The 17481-nt window shown below is 71.4% G+C and carries 16 protein-coding genes; 13 read left to right on the top strand and 3 right to left on the bottom strand.

The window, feature by feature from the left end; all coding sequences use genetic code 11:
- Nucleotides 1-32: 32 nt before the first annotated feature.
- On the bottom strand, nucleotides 33-1583 hold the full coding sequence (locus tag ACWCPW_RS28400) for an acyl-CoA synthetase (protein ID WP_449764440.1): 1551 nt from the start codon (nucleotides 1581-1583) through the stop codon (nucleotides 33-35).
- A 127-nt stretch (nucleotides 1584-1710) separates the two neighbouring features.
- On the opposite strand from ACWCPW_RS28400, the gene ACWCPW_RS28395 reads away from it, so the two are divergent.
- From ACWCPW_RS28395 to ACWCPW_RS28385, 3 genes are all read left to right on the top strand, one after another.
- Complete coding sequence (locus ACWCPW_RS28395; protein WP_449764439.1) at nucleotides 1711-2973, top strand: glutamate-5-semialdehyde dehydrogenase; 1263 nt, start codon at nucleotides 1711-1713, stop codon at nucleotides 2971-2973.
- Between the two features lie 203 nt (nucleotides 2974-3176).
- The gene (locus ACWCPW_RS28390; RefSeq protein ID WP_449764438.1) at nucleotides 3177-3842 is read left to right on the top strand and encodes an SCO2584 family spore wall biosynthesis protein; all 666 of its coding nucleotides are present in this window, start codon (nucleotides 3177-3179) and stop codon (nucleotides 3840-3842) included.
- Between the two features lie 65 nt (nucleotides 3843-3907).
- Nucleotides 3908-4957, top strand: coding sequence for an SCO2583 family membrane protein (locus ACWCPW_RS28385; RefSeq protein ID WP_449764437.1), 1050 nt, complete (start codon nucleotides 3908-3910; stop codon nucleotides 4955-4957).
- A 7-nt stretch (nucleotides 4958-4964) separates the two neighbouring features.
- On the opposite strand, the gene ACWCPW_RS28380 is transcribed toward ACWCPW_RS28385, so the two are convergent.
- On the bottom strand, nucleotides 4965-6035 hold the full coding sequence (locus ACWCPW_RS28380) for a M48 family metallopeptidase (protein WP_449764436.1): 1071 nt from the start codon (nucleotides 6033-6035) through the stop codon (nucleotides 4965-4967).
- Between the two features lie 159 nt (nucleotides 6036-6194).
- Here ACWCPW_RS28380 and ACWCPW_RS28375 point away from each other — a divergent pair, with 159 nt between their 5' ends.
- From ACWCPW_RS28375 to ACWCPW_RS28335, 9 genes are all read left to right on the top strand, one after another.
- Nucleotides 6195-6344: a hypothetical protein gene (locus tag ACWCPW_RS28375; RefSeq protein WP_449764435.1), complete on the top strand. Its 150-nt coding sequence runs from the start codon at nucleotides 6195-6197 to the stop codon at nucleotides 6342-6344.
- A 139-nt stretch (nucleotides 6345-6483) separates the two neighbouring features.
- Entirely contained in the window at nucleotides 6484-7932 is a 1449-nt protein-coding gene (locus ACWCPW_RS28370) for a TerD family protein (RefSeq protein WP_449764434.1), read from the top strand.
- Between the two features lie 186 nt (nucleotides 7933-8118).
- Nucleotides 8119-9405 carry an extracellular solute-binding protein gene (locus ACWCPW_RS28365; protein WP_449764548.1) on the top strand — a complete coding sequence of 429 codons (1287 nt, stop codon included), beginning with the start codon at nucleotides 8119-8121 and terminating at the stop codon, nucleotides 9403-9405.
- Nucleotides 9402-10334, top strand: a complete 933-nt coding sequence (locus tag ACWCPW_RS28360) for a carbohydrate ABC transporter permease (protein ID WP_449764433.1) — start codon at nucleotides 9402-9404, stop codon at nucleotides 10332-10334. The genes ACWCPW_RS28365 and ACWCPW_RS28360 overlap by 4 nt, the downstream gene beginning before the upstream one ends.
- Complete coding sequence (locus ACWCPW_RS28355; RefSeq protein WP_449764432.1) at nucleotides 10331-11164, top strand: carbohydrate ABC transporter permease; 834 nt, start codon at nucleotides 10331-10333, stop codon at nucleotides 11162-11164. Before ACWCPW_RS28360 ends, ACWCPW_RS28355 begins: the two co-directional genes overlap by 4 nt.
- A gap of 21 nt (nucleotides 11165-11185) precedes the next feature.
- Nucleotides 11186-11788, top strand: coding sequence for a nicotinate-nucleotide adenylyltransferase (gene nadD, locus ACWCPW_RS28350; protein ID WP_395862838.1), 603 nt, complete (start codon nucleotides 11186-11188; stop codon nucleotides 11786-11788).
- A complete protein-coding gene (locus ACWCPW_RS28345) occupies nucleotides 11785-13947 on the top strand; it encodes an LCP family protein (protein ID WP_449764431.1) in 2163 nt (720 codons plus the stop codon). Before nadD ends, ACWCPW_RS28345 begins: the two co-directional genes overlap by 4 nt.
- A gap of 158 nt (nucleotides 13948-14105) precedes the next feature.
- On the top strand, nucleotides 14106-14519 hold the full coding sequence (rsfS, locus tag ACWCPW_RS28340) for a ribosome silencing factor (protein WP_020549744.1): 414 nt from the start codon (nucleotides 14106-14108) through the stop codon (nucleotides 14517-14519).
- Nucleotides 14516-15157 (top strand): histidine phosphatase family protein, encoded by a 642-nt coding sequence (locus ACWCPW_RS28335; RefSeq protein WP_449764547.1) that lies wholly within the window; start codon nucleotides 14516-14518, stop codon nucleotides 15155-15157. Before rsfS ends, ACWCPW_RS28335 begins: the two co-directional genes overlap by 4 nt.
- A 105-nt stretch (nucleotides 15158-15262) precedes the next feature.
- On the opposite strand, the gene ACWCPW_RS28330 is transcribed toward ACWCPW_RS28335, so the two are convergent.
- The gene (locus ACWCPW_RS28330) at nucleotides 15263-15838 is read right to left on the bottom strand and encodes a helix-turn-helix transcriptional regulator (RefSeq protein WP_395862832.1); all 576 of its coding nucleotides are present in this window, start codon (nucleotides 15836-15838) and stop codon (nucleotides 15263-15265) included.
- A gap of 129 nt (nucleotides 15839-15967) precedes the next feature.
- Here ACWCPW_RS28330 and ACWCPW_RS28325 point away from each other — a divergent pair, with 129 nt between their 5' ends.
- Nucleotides 15968-17107: an LLM class flavin-dependent oxidoreductase gene (locus ACWCPW_RS28325; protein ID WP_395862830.1), complete on the top strand. Its 1140-nt coding sequence runs from the start codon at nucleotides 15968-15970 to the stop codon at nucleotides 17105-17107.
- Nucleotides 17108-17481 lie beyond the last annotated feature (374 nt).

Here is a 17481-nt window from a genome sequence, read left to right as displayed (position 1 = left end):
TGGGTGGGGCTCGGTCGGTGTTTTGTGTGGGGTCAGGGGTTGGTGGTGGACAGGGTTGCGTGTTGTTCGCGGAGTTGGCGTTTGAGGATTTTGCCGCTTGGGTTTTTGGGGAGGGAGTCGGCGATCACCACGTATTTGGGGACCTTGAAGCCCGCGAGGTGGGCTTTGCAGTGGGTGATCACCTGGTCTTGGGTGATCGACTCGCCGGGGCGGGGGACCACCACGGCGGTTACGGCTTCGATCCAGTAGGGGTGCGGGACGCCGAAGACCGCGGCTTCGGCTACGGCGGGGTGGGTGTGGATGGTTTCCTCCACTTCGCGGCCCGCCACGTTTTCGCCGCCGGTTTTGACCATGTCTTTTTTGCGGTCGACGACCGTGAGGTAGCCCTCGTCGTCGAGTACGCCGAGGTCGCCGCTGTGGAACCAGCCGCCGCGGAAGGCCTCGGCGGTGCGCTCGGGGTCGTTCCAGTAGCCCAGCATGGTGTGCGGGCCCCGGTGCACGATCTCGCCGACCTCGCCGGGCGGCACCGGCCGGTCCTGCTCGTCGACCACGATGGTCTGCACGTTCAGGCCCGCACGCCCGGCCGATCCGGCCTTCCGCTCCTGCTCGTCCGGGCCCAGGATGGTGGCGACCGGCGACATCTCGGTCTGGCCGTAGAAGTTGTACAGCCGCAACTCGGGTAGCCGGCACCGCAGTTCCGCCAGCACCTCGACCGGCATCGCGGCCGCGCCGTAGTAGCCCTTGCGCAGGCTGGACAGGTCGCGCGCGTCGAAGTCGGGGTGTCGCAGCAGTGCGATCCACACGGTCGGCGGGCAGAACAGCTTGGTCACCCGCTCGCGTTCGACGGTGGCGAGCAGCGTGGCCGGATCCGGCGCGGGCAGGATGATCGAGGTCGCGCCGAGGTAGACGTCCGGGGTCAGGAAGCAGTGCAGTTGCGCGCAGTGGTAGAGCGGCAGCGCGTGGATCTCCACGTCGTCGGCGGCCATCCCGCCGTCGATGATCGCGGTCGCGTACTGGGCGATCAGATTGCGGCTGGTCATCACCGCGCCCTTGGGGCGGGACTCGGTGCCGGAGGTGTACATGATCTGCACCGGATCGTCGTCGTCCAGTTCGAGCTCCGGTACCGGGCCGCCCTCGGCGAGCAGTGCCGCGAACGGTTCCCAGCCCGGGGCCGCCGGGCCGAACACCACGCGCAGCGCGTCGCGGCCGGCCAACGCGGCGTCGGCGGTGTCGGTCAGCTCGGGGCCGGCCAGGACGGCGGTCGCGCCCGCGTGCTCCAGGACGTAGCCGACCTCGGGTGCGGTGAGCATGAAGTTGACCGGGACCGAGATCGCGCCGAGCCGGGCCAGCGCGAAGTAGGCGACCGCGAAGCCGTGCGAATTGCGGGCGAGCAGGACCACCCGGTCGCCCTTGCCGATGCCGCGCGCGGCGAGCGCGCCGGCGGCGTTCGAGACCGCGTCGTCGAGTTCGGCGTAGGTCTGGCGCAGCTCGCCCGCCACGATCGCGAGCCGATGCGGGAGGCGGGCGGCGGTTCGCGCGAGCAGGTCGGCGACGCCGTGCCGGCGGGCCTGTACAGCGGTCACGGATGGCTCCTTGCCTCTGTGCAGCACGTGAAGGCGTCATTGTGTCCGGCACGGCCGCCGGGCGGAAGCGTCTCGACCGCTGAAATCCTCGTGTTGATCGTCGATGCGCCTAGGTAGGCTTGCCGGTATGACCAGCAGCGAAGCCTCCGCAGTCCTCGACACCGCCCGTCGCGCCCGGGAGGCCGCCGCCGTCCTCGCGCCACTGACCCGCCGGGCCAAGGACGACGCGCTGCTCGCGCTCGCCGACGCGCTCGTGGCCCGCTCGGCCGAGATCGTGGTCGCCAACACCGAGGACGTCGAGCGGGCCCGGGCCAACGGCACCGGCGAGGCGATGATCGACCGGCTGACCCTGACCGACGAGCGGATCGCCGCGATCGCCTCCGACGTGCGCGACGTGGTCGGCCTGCCGGACCCGGTCGGCGAGGTGCTGCGCGGCTCGACCCTGCCCAACGGGCTCGAACTGCGCCAGGTGCGGGTGCCGCTCGGCGTGGTCGGGATCATCTACGAGGCCCGCCCCAACGTCACCGTGGACGGCGCCGCGCTGTGCCTGAAGTCGGGCAACGCGGTGCTCCTGCGCGGCTCCTCGTCCGCCTACCGGTCGAACACCGCGATCGTCGCGGTGATGCGCGACGCGATCGTCGCGGCCGGGCTGCCCGCCGACGCGATCCAGTTGGTGCCGGGCGAGACGCACGACTCGGTGAAGGAGCTGATGACCGCGCGCGGCCTGGTGGACGTGCTGATCCCGCGCGGCGGCGCCGGCCTGATCCGGACCGTGGTCGAGGGCTCCACCGTGCCGGTGATCGAGACCGGCGTGGGCAACTGCCACGTCTACGTCGACGCGCGGACGGACCTGGAGATGGCGGTGAACATCCTGGTCAACTCCAAGGCGCACCGGGTCAGCGTGTGCAACTCGGCCGAGACGCTGCTGGTGCACCGGGACGTGGCGGACGCGTTCGTGCCGCTCGCGCTGGCCGCCCTCAAGGACGCCGGCGTGACCGTGCACGGCGACGCCGCGGTGCAGGGGTACTCGGCCGACGTGGTGCCCGCGGTCGACGCCGACTGGGACACCGAGTACCTGTCGTACGACATCGCCGCCGCCGTGGTGCCCTCGCTGCACGACGCGGTCGCGCACATCCGCCGGCACAGCTCCGGACACACCGAGGCGATCGTCACCACGTCGCAGGCCGCGGCCCGCGAGTTCGTCAGCCTGGTCGACTCGACCGCGGTCATGGTCAACGCGTCGACCCGGTTCACCGACGGCGGCCAGTTCGGCTTCGGCGCGGAGATCGGCATCTCCACGCAGAAGCTGCACGCGCGCGGCCCGATGGGCCTGCCCGAGCTGACCAGCACGAAGTACGTGGTCACCGGCGACGGCCACGTGCGCGCCTGAGTGCTCGCCGGCGACGGCCACGTGGCCTCCCCAGTGGCCGGCGGCGAGCGTCACGTGCGCTCCCGATCGGTCGCCGCGGCGACGGCCCGGTGTGCTTTCGATCCGGGATCGGCAGGCCCGGGGCGACTTCGATCGTCCTCGGGCCGCCGACCGGTCCGATGATTCGGTATCCATCGGGGTGCCTGCGGTAATACTGTCTAGGAGTGCCCGAATCACCAGGGCCAGAGTTCCCGGACGGCCCAGACTTTCCCGAGTTCTCGGAGGACGAGCTCTCCTCCGTCGTCTTCGACGAGTCGTTCGTGCGCGCCGCCCGCGTGCACGAGCCCTCGGCGAACGAGCGTGGTGCGGCGGTCGATCCTGCGCCGACACCCACACCGGCCGCGCCCGAGCGGACCGACAAGAAGGCCGAACAGGCCGAGCGTTCCGACTGGTTCGACGACGGGGCGTATCCACCCGACGGCGAGGACCCGTGGCGGGCCCGCACCGTCTCCTCCTCCGACCCCGGCCCGATGCTCCCGCACGTGCCGACCTGGTTCGCGGGCGAGCCGTGGGCCCGGGCCGCGCGGGGCGCACGCTGGCGGCGCGGGGTGGCCTGGGTGCTGGCCCTGCTGATGGGCGTCGGCGTGGTGGCGATGGCGGTCACCGCCGTCTACCGCAGCGGATCCTCACAGGGCCCCACCGCTCCCCGGCAGCCGTCGGTGGACTCGGGCCGGAGCGCGACGACGGACAACAACCCGGTGTTCGCGCCGCTGCCCGGACAGGACACGTCACAGGTGCGGATCACCGTTCCGCCCGGTGACTCCGGCGCCGCTGACGGGGCCGCGCCGGTGCCCTCGGTGCCCGCCGCAGCCCGTTCGGGGCCCGGCTGAGCCCCGGCCGCAACCCCTGGTCCGGGTGCGTATCCACCCGCTCGCGGGCGACCTAAGCTGGGAGTATGTCCGGACGGGGAGTGCCCCCCGAAGGCCCGAACCGGGGTGGGCCCGACGGCGAGGACGAGTTCAGCGCCGTCGTCTTCGACGCGACCTTCGTGCGCGCGGCGGGACTGCACGAGCCGTCGGCACGCGAGCGGATCCACGGGGGCAAACGACCGCACCGGCAGCGCCGGGTGTTCGGCGTGCGGGTGCGTACGCTGCGCGGCGCCCTGGGCGCGTTACTCGTGTTGGCGGTGATCGGCGGCGCGAGCTTCCTGGGCGCCCGGCGGGCCGCCGCGCCCGGGCCGCGGTTGGAGATCGGTCCGGCGGTGCTGCATCGGGTCGCGCTGCTGCCGCCGGTGGGCTACGCGCCGGGTCCGCTGCCCGCCGACCCGATGTCGGCCGGCCCGGCCGCGGGTTGGGCGCAGGGCGCGGCCGGGATCGCGGTCGGCGAGCCCCGCGCGACGGCGCACTTCTCGGCGGCGCGGGTGCGCCAGGCCCTGGAGCTGGTCCGCGAGTTCGTGGTGGACACCCAACTCGACCCGAGCGTGCTCGCCGGGGGTCGGCCGTGGGCCGCGCTGCCGCTGCTGCGCGCCGAGCAGCGTGAACAGCTCGGCGCGGCGCTGATCGCCCCGCGCGACGACGACACGTTCGCGCCCACCGGGTGGATCACCCGATTCGATCCGGCCGCGGTCAAGGTCCTGGACGCGCCGGTACGGGTCAAGGGCACGCTGGCCGCCGCCGAACACGCGCGCGCGGATCTCGTGGTCACCGCCGACGTGGTGTTCGTCTACGCGGTGGCCCAGGTCGGCGGCCCGGGGTGGACCCGCTTCGTGCTGCACCGGGTGTGGGACTTCCACCTGGACGAGTCGATGGTGCGCGACGGCCTGCTCCAGGTGCGGCGGATCCTGACCGTGGCCGGCCCGCAGGGGTGCGACGTGGACGGTTCGCTGTGGTTCCGGCCCGCGTTCACCGGCCCCGCGCCGACCGACGCGCCGCCGGCGGCCGAGCAGGTGGATCCGTTCCGCTCGGCCCCGGCCGGCACGTGCGCCCGGCTGGTCGGGCTGCCCTGACGGGTGGTCAGGCGCCGCCGCCACCACCGGTGTTCGTCGCGGCCGCGCCCGGTTCCTCGCGGCGGCCGGTGAACTTGTCGCGCAGCTTGCCGCCCGCGTCCGCGGCGCCGTCGGCGAGGTCGCGGAGCAGGCCGAACAGCGGGTCCGTGGTGGTGCGTACCGACTCGCGGTAGGCGTTCGCCGAGGCCTTGGCCTCCTCGCGCACCGAGGCGTTCGGGTCGTCCTCACGACGCGGGTACTCGCCCGCGAGGATCCGCGGGTACTCCTCGCCGTCCGCCCACTTGCGCAGCGCGGCCACCCGGACCACCGGGAACGGGTGCGAACGGCCCAGCAGATTCATCAACTTGAGCACACTGTCGCGCAGGTCGCCGGCGCCCTCGTACTCGGCGGCCTGCTCCAGGAACGCGTCCGTGCTCATCTCGTGCAACTGCGAGCCGCCGGCCACCTTCATCAGCGCGCGCATCGACACCTCGGGGTCCTGCCCGACCAGCAGGCCCGCGCGGTCGCAGGACAGTTCGGACTTGCGGAACCACTCCTGCAACGCGGTGATGATCGCGTGCACGCCCAGCGAGCCGAGCGGGATCCCGGACAGGGCGGAGGCGAACCGGGTCAGGATCAGCAACATCGTGCGGTACACCGCGTGCCCGGACAGGATGTGCCCGGTCTCGTGCCCGATCACGGTGCGCATCTCGTCGTCGTCGAGCAGCTCGACCAGGCCCGAGGTGACCACGATGAACGGCTTGTCCATGCCGATCGCCATCGCGTTCGGCTGCGGATCCTGGGTGATGTACAACTCGGGCACGGCGGGCAGGTCCAGGATGTACGCGGACTCGCGGACCATCTCGTGCAACCGGCGGAACTGCTGCTCGCCCGCGCGCACCGAGCCCGCGAGGAAGGCGAGCCGGATGGCCCGTTCGGACACCATGCCCGACATCTGCTTGAGCACCGTGTCGAACCCGCTCAGCCGGCGCATCGCCACCAGGGCGGTGCGGTCGGCGGGATGTTCGTACGCCCGGGAGGAGATTCCGGGGAATCGCCTGCGCCCCTCGAAGGTCTCGATCGTCTTGTCGTCCGGCATACCCAGCCCCCTAGCCTCGACCAATCTGCCCCCAGACTAGGCGCGTCCGCCGCCCCGGGCCGAGGGTCGTCCCCGGAACCTGGCCGCGCGACCCGCTCTCGGCGCCCGTACGATGTCGTGCGCACACGTCGGCAAAAACTACGCAAGGGCTGACCACGGATGACCTCGCACGCGACGACCGTCCTCACCACGCTGGCCAACGAAGGCGGCAAGCACGAAAACCTGAACCCGGTGGGTGCCGGCATCGGTGCGCTGGCCGTGCTCCTGATCCTGCTGTTCGTGGTGACGCGGTACAACAAGGACCGCTGAGCACCCGTCGTCGAATCCGGATCCCGGGGCCCGGAACCACCGATACCTCCCGTGATCGCCGGGCCGGCCGTTGCCGTCCCGGCGCTTTGCCGTGCGCGTTAAGGTGACGCCAGGTCAGGGGCGGCTGGGGGAGGACCCGATGCGCACATTCGTGATGGGCGAAAAGACGAGGCTGGACGATTCGGCCATCAGGGTGGAGTTCGACGTGTCGGGCGAGGGCCTGGCCGCGTACTGCTTCAGCCTGGGCACGGCGGACCTGGACGTGGTCTGTACGGCCCGGCCGGCGTCGCTGATCAGCGCGGTCGCGCTGGTGGCCGGTGGCACCGGGACGGCCGAGTTCCATGTGGACCTGTCCGCCGTGGACGACGTGGTGGACCGCCTGGTGTTCGCGGTCGGTGCGCGGGAGCCGGGGTTCGGCGCCGGGTCGCTGCTTCGGCTGCTCGGCGCGGACGGCGAGATCGGGCGCTTCGTGCTGCCGGTCGCGGAGCTGACCCGTGAACGTGCGCTGATCCTGGCCGAGGTCTACCGGCGGGACGGCTGGCGATTCGGCGCGGTGGGCCAGGGCTACGAGGCGGGCGTGGACCAACTCGTGCGCGATCTGGGCGCGGATCCCGAACAGACGCTGATCGTGGCCGCGGTGATGGCGCACGAGGACGTGGCGGAGGCGGCGGAGCCGGCGACGGACGCGGCGGTACACCCGCCCGCCGGCGGCCCGGGGCCGGAGGACGCGAAGCCGAAGGAGATGACGCCGGAGGACGCGAAGCCGGAGGAGGCGACGCCCGAGGACCGGAAGCCCGCCGACGCGAAGCCCGCCGATGCTCCGTCCGAGGACGCGCGGGCCGAGAACGCACAGCCCGGCGACGCCGCGGCGGTGGAAGCGGAGCCGGAGCCGGAGCCGGTCGCGTCGATCGCTTCCGAGCCGGTCGCCGAAGCGGTCACCGAAGCAGTCGCCGAGGCAGTCGCCGAACCGGCCGCGCCTTCGTCGGTGGAGCACGAACCGGCGCCCGTCCCCGAGCCGTTGCCGGCGTCCGCCGCCGGCGAGACCCCGCCCGCCGGTGTCTACGAGGGACGCGGCGACAAGGTCCTGTCGATCACCCGCCCGGTCGAGGCCGGCCCCTTCCTGGTCGAGCTCGAGGGACGCGGCACCGACAACTTCGTGGTGTGGACCCTGGACGCCGACCTGGAGACGGACAAACTGCTGGCCAACGCGATCGGCGCCTACCGGGGCCGGGCGTTGGTGGACGAACGCAGCAGCCGTACCTCGCGCCTGAAGATCGAGGCGGACGGCGCGTGGACCGTGCGGCTGTTCGGCCCGGACGCCGCCCGGCCGCTGACCGAGGGGCTGACCGGCACCGGCCCGGAGACGGTGCGCTGGGCCGGCCCGCGCACGGTGCTCGCGATGACGCATCGGGGCACCGGGAACTTCATCGTCGGCACCTTCGCCGAACACGGCGGCGACGAGTCCTATCTCGGCACCCTGGCCAACGCGATCGGCGACTACGAGGGCGAGTCGATCCTGCCCAAGGGCCCCTGCCTGATCGAACTCGAGGCCGACGGCGACTGGACGCTGACTCCGGTCCTCGACTGAGCGTTCGTTCGTGAGCGTTCCTTCGCGGTACGCCGAGCCCACCGGCCGCGAACCGGCACACCACCGCGACGCGGTCGCGTAGCCGTCGCGGTGGCCGGGTGGGTCCGCATCGCGCCGACACGCCCCCATTCGGGGGTATCGGAGCGAAAGGAACGGTCGGCTTGATCTGCTGAGTCCGTGAACCACATGCCGCGCCGTCGCGGACTCCGGGCCGTCGCGCTCGCGCTGGTCGCCTCCGTCGTCGGGTGTGGAGGCGGCAGCTCGGGCCCGCCGGTGCTCAACTGGTACGTGCCGCCGGACAACGGGGCGTACCAAAAGCTCGCCGACCGGTGCAGCCAGGCGTCGGGAGGTGCCTACCGGGTCAAGGTCTCCGTGCTGCCCACCGACGCGTCCGGGCAGCGTGAGCAACTGGTCCGGCGCCTGGCCGCCAAGGACTCCTCGATCGACGTGATGGCGCTCGACCCGGTCTTCGTACCGGAGTTCGCCGAGGCGGGCTTCCTGCGCCCGTTCGACCCGGCCGAGGCCGCCGTGCTCACCGAGGGCATGCTCAGCAGCGCGGTGGAGTCCTCGGGCTGGCGCGATCGCCTGGTCGCCGCGCCGTTCCGGGCGAACACCCAACTCCTGTGGTACCGCAAGTCGGTCGTCGCGGCGGCCGGGCTCGACCTGGGCCGTCCGGTGAGCTGGGACGAGGTGATCACCGCCGCGGAGAAGACGGGCAAGACCCTCTCGGTGCCCGCCAAGCGCTACGAGGGCATCACGGTCTGGGTCAACGGCCTGGTCACCGGCGCCGGCGGCGCGATCGTGCGCGACGTGGAGAAGGGCGTCGACCTCAAACCCACACTCCAGGAGGGCGGTTCGGGCAAACGCGCCGCTGAGGTCATGCGCCGGCTGGGCCGCTCCTCCGCCGCGCCGGCCAACCTGGCCACCTCGATCGAGGACGACACCCGGACCACGTTCCAGTCCGGCTCGGGCGGCTTCATGGTCAATTGGACGTACGCGCGCGGCGCGGCGGCCGAGGCGGTCGACGGCGGCCAACTCTCGCGCGAGGTGCTCGACGACTACGGCTGGGCGCGCTACCCGCAGACCGACGCGGGCAAGGCGTCCAAGCCGCCGTTCGGCGGCATCGCCCTGGGGGTCAGCAAGTACGGCAAGCACACCGAGGCGGCGGTGAGCGCGGTGCGCTGCGCGGGCACGCTGGAGAACCAGATCACCTACATGCTGGAGTCGAAGGAGACCACGGCCAAGGCCGCCGCCTACGACGACCCGCGCGTGCGCGAGGCGTTGCCGATGGCCGACCTGATCAGGGAATCGCTCGACCAGGCCGGCCCGCGCCCGCGCACCCCGTACTACAACGACGTGTCCGCGTCCGTGCAGCGGATGTACCACCCGCCCGCGGACGTCGACCCGAACACCGCCCCGCGCAGGACCGACGACCTGATCACCGGGGTCCTGCACGACAGGGTGCTGCTGTGAGCACGGTATCCACGGCCGGCACCGCGCCCCGGCACAAGAAGCCCCGGAAGCAGCGCGATCACGCCCAGCGCATGCGGCGCACCGGGTGGCTGCTCTCCGCGCCCGCCGTGCTGATCATGCTCCTGGTCGCGATCGCGCCGCTGATCGACGCCGTTTGGCTCTCGCTCTTCCACAAGCGGCTGACCACCCCGGACGCGAACTCGTTCGCGGGCCTGTCGAACTACTGGGTGGTGCTCAAGGACCCGCTGTGGTGGACCGACGTGTGGACCACGCTGGTGCTGACCGTGGTCACCGTCTCGGTCGAGTTCGTGATCGGCTTCGGGCTCGCCCATTTGATGCAGCGCGCGCTCCACCTGCGCCGCACGCTGCGCACCATCGTGCTCGTCCCGTACGGCATCGTCACCGTCGTCTCCGCCTACGCCTGGCGCTACGCGTTCGATCCCTCCACCGGGTTCGTCAACGCCTGGTTCGGTACCGACGTCGCGTGGTTCGACCACCGCTGGACCGCGCTGTTCGTGATCGCCCTCTCGGAGATCTGGAAGACCACGCCGTTCATGTCGCTGCTGCTGCTCGGCGGCCTCATCCAGGTCTCCCCGGACGTGCACGAGGCGGCGCGCGTGGACGGCGCGGGACCGTGGCAGCGGCTCACCCGGGTCACCCTGCCGATCATGAAGCAGGCGATTCTGGTCGCGCTGCTGTTTCGCACGATGGACGCGTTCCGGATCTTCGACTCCGTGTTCGTGATGACCGGCGGTGCCAACGACACCGAGACGGTGTCCTTCCTGGCCTACCGGCAACTGGTCAGTCGCACCGCGCTCGGCCTGGGCTCGGCGATCTCGGTACTGCTGTTCGCCTGCGTACTGCTGATCGCGTTCATGTTCATCAAGCTCTTCCGTACCGACGTGAGCAAGCTCGGGAGCCCCGCGTGAGTCAGCCCAGTCCGGCCCGCGAGGGCGTCCGCGTCCTGGTCACCGTCGTGGTGATCGCGATCACCGTGCTGCCGCTGGCCTGGATGGTGTCCTTGTCGTTCAAGGGCGGCGACGACATCAACAACGCGAAGTTCCTGCCCAGCACCTGGAGTTGGGACAACTACCGGACCGTCTTCAAGAACGACCTGTTCACCGACGCGCTGCGCAACTCGATCGGCATCTCGCTGATCGCCACGGTGATCGCGGTCGCGTGCGCGACCGGCACGGCGTACGCGATCGTGCGGATGGAGTTCCCGGGCAAGCGGCTGATCCTGCTCGGCGCGCTGGCGATCGCGATGTTCCCGACCATCGCGGTGGTCGGGCCGCTGTTCGACATGTGGCGCCGCATCGGCCTGTTCGACACCTGGATCGGGTTGATCCTGCCGTACCTGTCGTTCACGATGCCGCTCTCGATCTGGACGCTGACCTCGTTCTTCAAGCAGATTCCGTGGGCCCTGGAGGACGCCGCGCGGATCGACGGCGCGTCCGCGTGGCAGGCGTTTCGCTACGTGATCGCGCCGATGGCGGTGCCCGCGGTGGTGACCACCGCGATCCTGGTGTTCTTCTTCGCCTGGAACGACTTCGTCTTCTCCGTGTCGCTGACCTCGACCAACAGCTCCCGTACGGTGCCCGCCGCGCTGGCCTTCTTCACCGGCGCGTCGCAGTTCCAGCAGCCCACCGCCGCGATCGCCGCGGCGTCGGTCGTGGTGAGCATTCCGGTCGTCGTTCTCGTGCTGGTCTTCCAGCGGCGCATCGTCGCGGGCATCACCTCGGGCGCGGTCAAGGAGTAGGGACCGATAGATTCTCGCGCCATGAGCGAGCGGAACAGACGTGTCGGTGTCATGGGCGGCACCTTCGATCCCATCCATCACGGGCACCTCGTCGCCGCGAGCGAGGTCGCGGGCCAGTTCGGGCTCGACGAGGTGGTGTTCGTGCCGACCGGGCGGCCGTGGCAGAAGTTCGCGCAGGACGTGTCCTCGCCCGAGGACCGCTACCTGATGACGGTGATCGCCACCGCGTCCAACCCGACCTTCTCGGTCAGCCGGGTGGACATCGACCGCGAGGGCGAGACGTACACTCTCGACACCCTGCGCGACCTGCGCGAGTCCTCGCCCGAGGGGACCGAGATATTCTTCATCACCGGCGCCGACGCGCTGTCCCAGATCTTCTCCTGGCACAACGCGCACGAGATGTTCGAGCTCGCGCATTTCGTGGGTTGCACCCGTCCGGGGCACACTCTGTCCGACCCGGGTTTCCCGGACGGGGGCGTGAGCCTGGTGGAGGTCCCCGCACTGGCCATCTCGTCGACCGACATCCGTGCAAGGGTGGCCGGGGGTGATCCGGTCTGGTACCTGGTACCGGACGGGGTCGTCCAATACATCAGCAAGCGGCGGCTGTACCGGGGAGCTTCGTGAGCAACGACGACCGGCGCGAGTGGGAGCCTTACGGCACCGAGCAAGGGGACGGCGGACAGGCGCAGGAGCCCTACGGCGCCGAACGAGGCGACGGCGGACAGGTCCAGGGGCAACAGCCGGGATACGGCTCGTACGCGCCCGACGGCGGCTTCACGGGATACGACCCGCAACCACCGGCGGCGCCGGGGTCGGGCCCGCAGGGGCTGGAGCCGGTGTACTTCGCCCCGCAACAGCAGTACCCGTACGACCCGAACGCCTACGACCCGAACGCGTATCCGCCCGAAACCTACGCGCCGGGCGGCTACGAGTCGACCGGCTACGACCCGAACGCGTACGACCCGGGAACCGGCGCGGGGACGTACGACCCCAACGGCTACGGCGGCGCGGGCCAAGGCGGCTACGACGCCAACGCCTACGACCCGAACGCGTACGACCCCAACGGCTACGACCCGACGGGCGGACAGGCGTATCCGCCGCAGGGCGGTGCGGGCGGGTTTGCCGACCCGCAGCAGGGCTACTACGAACAGCAGCAGCCCACGGCGTACTACGAGCAGCCTGCGGCGCCTCCCGCGCCTCCCGTGCCTCCCGTGCCGCCTGTGGTGCCGGGGAGCCGAACCGCGCCCGGGTCCGCGGCGCCGCTGCCGTCGGCCGGAACGGACCCCGCCTCGACCGGGATCGCGGCGGGTTCGATCCCGGTGCGGCCGGCCGGTCCGGCCCGTCCGGCCCGCTCGCGGTCGGAGGCGACCGGCGCGCCCGCGGCTTCGCCGTCGCCCACGGCCTCCCCCACGTCCTCGCGCACGTCCTCGGCCTCGTCCTCGACCGAACGCGGGTCCGGGTCCGGCCGGTCCGCGGCCTCCACCGAGGACGGCCGGGTGCCGCCGCCGAGGACGCGCAAGCCGGGGCCCGGCCGACCGGGCCGACCCGGCTACGGCTCGGACGAGTTCGCGTTCGTCGACGACGAGAGCGAGCAGGCCGAGGACGTCATCGACTGGCTGTCCTTCGCCGAGACCCGTTCCGAGCGCCGGGACGAGAAGCGTCGGGCGATCCGACAGCGGCTGATCGCGCTCGCGGTGGTGCTCGCGGTGGCCCTGCTCGGGGTCGGCGGGTACTTCGCGTGGGACACCTGGATGCGCGACGAGAAGTCGGTCGCGGCCCCAGGCAAGAACGGCGGCGTGCTCGTGCAACTGCGCGCCAAGGACGGCAAGGCCGCCGCCAACGTGCTGCTCACCGTCGACCCGGCCAAGAACACCGCGTCCATGGTCAGCGTGTCCTCGGTCACCATCGTCAACTCCGACAACAGCTCGTTCCCGCTCGGTCAGCTCATGGCGGACGAGGGCCCGGGCGCGTCCCGGGACGCGCTCTCCGACCTGCTCGGCGTCAGGCTGGACGGTTCGTGGGTGATCTCGGAGCCGGTCCTGCAGGGCCTGGTCGACCTGGCCGGCGGCATCCAGCTCAATGCCGATGTCGAGGTCAAGGGTCCGGACGGCAAGGTGCTGGTCGGACAGGGCCGCAATCCCGCGAACGGCGTCGCGGCGCTGGCCTTCGCCGGCTACAAGCAGCCCAACGAGGCGCCCGCGGTGGTCGGCGATCGGTTCGGCCGGGTCCTCCAGGGCCTGCTGACCGCGTTCCCGACCCAGCCGGACGCGGTCCTGTCGCTGCTGGCCAACATGGCCAACGTGCCCGACCCCTCGCTGCCGGACGACAAGCTCAGCGTCCTGCTCGCCAACCTGGCCAAGGCCACCCAGGCGAAGCAGATGCAGGTCCGGGCCCTCCCGGTGTCCGCGGACGGCATCCTGGACACCGCCGCGGCGCTGCCCATCGTGCGCGAACTGCTCGGCGGCACGGTGCGCCAGGGCAAGGTCGAGGCGGGCCCGGCCCGGGTGATGGTGGAGGACGCGAGCGGCAAGCCCGCCTCCGGTCCGGACGCGCAGGCGCGGCTGCTCAACGCGGGCGTCACGTACGTCCCGGGTGGCGCCTCGGGCAAGCGCACCCAGCCGACGTCGACGGTGCAGTACGCCGACGACGCCCGAAAGGCGGACGCGGAACAGGTGGCGCTGACCCTGGCCCTGCCGGCGACGGCGGTGAAGAAGGCCACCGGCGAGATGCTCGCCGACGTGGTGGTCACGCTCGGGCAGGACTACAACCCGGACAAGCCGTAGCCGCCGCCGCGGTCGTCCCCGACTCCCGGTTCGGGGACGACCGCGGCGCGCCCGGGCGGGTGACCGCCGTGGGATCAGCGAAATAACGGGTGGCCGTCCGAGGCCCCGCGTGTGAGACCCTGAACGGTAATCCCCTTGTCGTCCGCAGGAAGCGAATCGTGACCGCAACCCCCCACGCCCTGGAGCTCGCCACCGCGGCTGCCGTGGCATGTGCAGAGAAGCTCGCCACCGACGTCGTCGCCTACGACGTGAGCGAGGTCGTCACGATCACCGACGTGTTCGTGCTGGCCTCCGCGTCCAACGACCGCCAGGTCAAGGCGATCATGGACGAGGTCGAGGAAGCGCTGCGCGGGCTCGGCGCCAAGCCGGTCCGGCGCGAGGGCGAGCGCGAAGGGCGCTGGATCCTCCTCGACTACATCGACATCGTGGTGCACGTCCAGCACGCGGAGGAGCGGGCCTACTACTCGCTCGAGAAGCTGTGGAAGGACTGCCCGCGGATCGAGCTGCCGGAATCGGTGCGGCTCGGCAACGAGCAGGCGAAGGCCGCCGAGGCGGCGGAGGGCGCGCTCTGAGCGGGAAGGGGCGCCGTGTCCTGCTGTGGCGGCACGGCCAGACCACGTGGAACGTCGAGCGACGCTTCCAGGGTCAGACCGACATCCCGCTGACCGAGGCGGGCCTGGGCCAGGCCCGGCGCTCGGCCCGGCTGCTCGCCGCGCTGCGCCCGGACGCGATCATCGCCTCGGACCTGATCCGCGCGGTGGACACGGCCGCCGAACTGGCCCGGCTCGTCGACGTCCCGGTGACGCTGGATCCCGCGCTGCGCGAGACGTACGCGGGGGAGTGGCAGGGGCTGACCAATCGGGAGATCGAGGAGACCTTCCCCGAGCAGTTCGGTGCCTGGCGGCGCGGTGAGCCGGTGCGGCGCGGCGGCGGCGAGCTGGAGAGCGAGGTCGCCGACCGGATGGCCCAGGCGATCGATCTCGCGGTGGAGAAGCTGCCGGAGGACGGCACGCTCGTGGTGGTCTCGCACGGCGGCGCGATCCGTTGCGGACTCGGCGCGCTGCTGGGCCTGCCCCGGGAGACCTGGGGCGCGCTCGGCGCGCTGTCCAACTGCTGCTGGTCGGTGCTGGGCCCGGGCGTACGCGGATGGCGGTTGCTGGAGCACAACGCCGGCACCCTGCCCGAGCCGGTCATCGGCGACGACGACTGATCCACGCACGACCACGACGATCCCGGAGTCGGCGGCGCCCCGACGGGTGCCGCCCCTCGACTCCGGGATCGTTTTTTCATCCGCGCCTTCAGGTGAGGCGTGCGGTCACTCCTCGCCGGCCTGCTTGCGGTACAGCTCCTCCAGATCGGCGAGCATGCCGTCGGCGAGATCACGCTCGGCCTGCCAGTAGCGCTCGCTCCACTTGAGCACCAGGGCCGGGAACGGCCAGCGGTCCTGCGCCGAATCCTCGCTCGCCCGAACCTCGTCCAGCGTGGTCGCCGCGTAGTCGCGGTGCTCCACCAGGGTCTTGCGCAGTTCCTCCGGCTCGCTGAGGTGGCCGAGCCAGACCCGGAGCGCGACGCCGTGCTTGAGCACCGGCGGCCCGGCCGGGGTGTCCCGGGCCCAGGTGGCCAGCGCCTCCTGACCGGAATCGGTGATCCGGTAGAGCCGCTTGTTGCGCAGTTCGTCCTGGGAGGCGATGCGCGAGACGGCGAAGCCGAGCTGCTCCAGGCGCTTGAGCTCGCTGTAGATCTGGCTCAGCGCCGGGCTCCAGTAGAAGAAGCGCAGGGAAGCGTCGGCCCACTTCTTGAGGTCGTAGCCGGAGCGCTCGCCCGGGAACGACAAGAGGCCGAGCACGGCCCACGCGGTAGCGGGCAGCTTCGGGAGCGGATCCCCCGTCATCGTGGCCTCCATCGGTGCGCGTTCGGTACGCGTCAACTTTTTCTGATTCTACGTCAGCCGGCTATTGACCTGACTGGTCGTCATACATCTAATTGGAGTATTCCACGCCACGCGCACCAGGAGTACGGCATGCAGTTCTCGATGATCTTCGAAGCCCAGATGGCCAACCCCACGGCGGAACACGAGCGCGAGGTCATCCTCAACTCCGTGGACCAGGCCGTATACGCCGAGCAGATGGGCTTCGACCGGATCTGGGCCGTCGAGCACCACTCGACCAAGTGGTACTCGCACATGAGCGCCCCGGAGATCTTCCTGACCTGGGTTGCCGCGCGGACCAGCCGGATCCGGATCGCGCACGGCGCGGTCTGCATGCCGTTCAACTTCAACCACCCGGCCCGGGTCGCCGAGCGGATCGGCATGCTCGACACGCTCTCCGGCGGGCGGCTCGACGTCGGCGCGGCCCGGGGCGGCACGCTCCAGGAGTCCACGCTGTGCGGCGTGGACATCGAGCAGACCAAGGCCCAGGTCGAGGAGGCGCTGCGGATCATCGGCGCCGCGTGGCAGCGGGACGAACTCGAATGGCACGGCGACGTGCTCGACATCGAGGGCTCGCACCCGATCCTGCCGCGCCCGGTGCAGACCCCGCACCCGCCGCTGTTCCTGGCCTGCAGCAAGCAGCCGAGCCTGGTCGAGGCCGCGGAGTACGGCGTCGGCGCGCTGGTGCTCGGCTTCGCCGGTCCCGAGGAGGTGGCGAACCTCAACCAGATCTACCGGGACGCGATCAAGGAGCGCACCGGCGAGCGGTTCGTGTCGACCGTGACCAACGACCACCTGGTCGCGCTGTGCCCGACCATCGTCTCCGAGGACGGCGCCCGCGCCCGTCAGGTCGGCGCGCGCGGGCAGCGCTTCTTCGCGCAGTCGATCGCGCACTGGTTCTCCGGCGGCAAGTCCGGCATCCCGGACGAGGCCGTGGTCGAGGGCCGGGACGAGGTGGCGATCATCAACGAGGCCGCCGAGCAGCAGGTCGCGATGCTGCACGAGGCGAAGATCCCGGTCACCGTGAACGCGACCGCGACGTACAACATCAACCACGCCTACGGGACGGCGGAGGACGCGATCGGCTACGTGCAGAAGCTGATCGACGCGGGTGCGGACGAGATCATGTGCCTGATCCAGATGGGCACGATCCCGCAGGAGGACTGCATGGAGACGATCCGGATCTGGGGCGAGAAGGTCATCCCGCACTTCCGGGCCAAGTACGGGGCCTGACGGGGATCGAGACTTCGTCCGGGGCGTGATACGCACCCCGTGGTCGCCTCGGACGAGGAAAGCGCGGCCGGATCCGGTGCGGAGGACCGGGTCCGGTTGTGCTTTTTGGGGACTTCGTCGCCGGCTGGGGCTGGGGCTGGGGTGGGTCGTGGGTGGGGGCGTGGTGTGGCGGGTCGGGGTCGTGGGTGGGGCGTGGCGGGCCGGAGTCGTGTTCGGTGGCGTTGCTGCTTGTCGGGCGACTTCGTCGCCGGCTCGCGAGGCGCCGCCTTTTTCTCTCCACTACGCGTCGCCGGCGCTGATCGTCGACGTCGCCGAGACCGAGGACGGCCTGACCGTGACCTCGCGCGCGCACGGGCCCATCGCCGAGATCGTCG

It is taken from the genome of Embleya sp. NPDC001921 (assembly GCF_053594475.1).
Note: the sequence above shows the minus strand (reverse complement) of the source record. Positions and strands in the feature narration are given on the sequence as shown.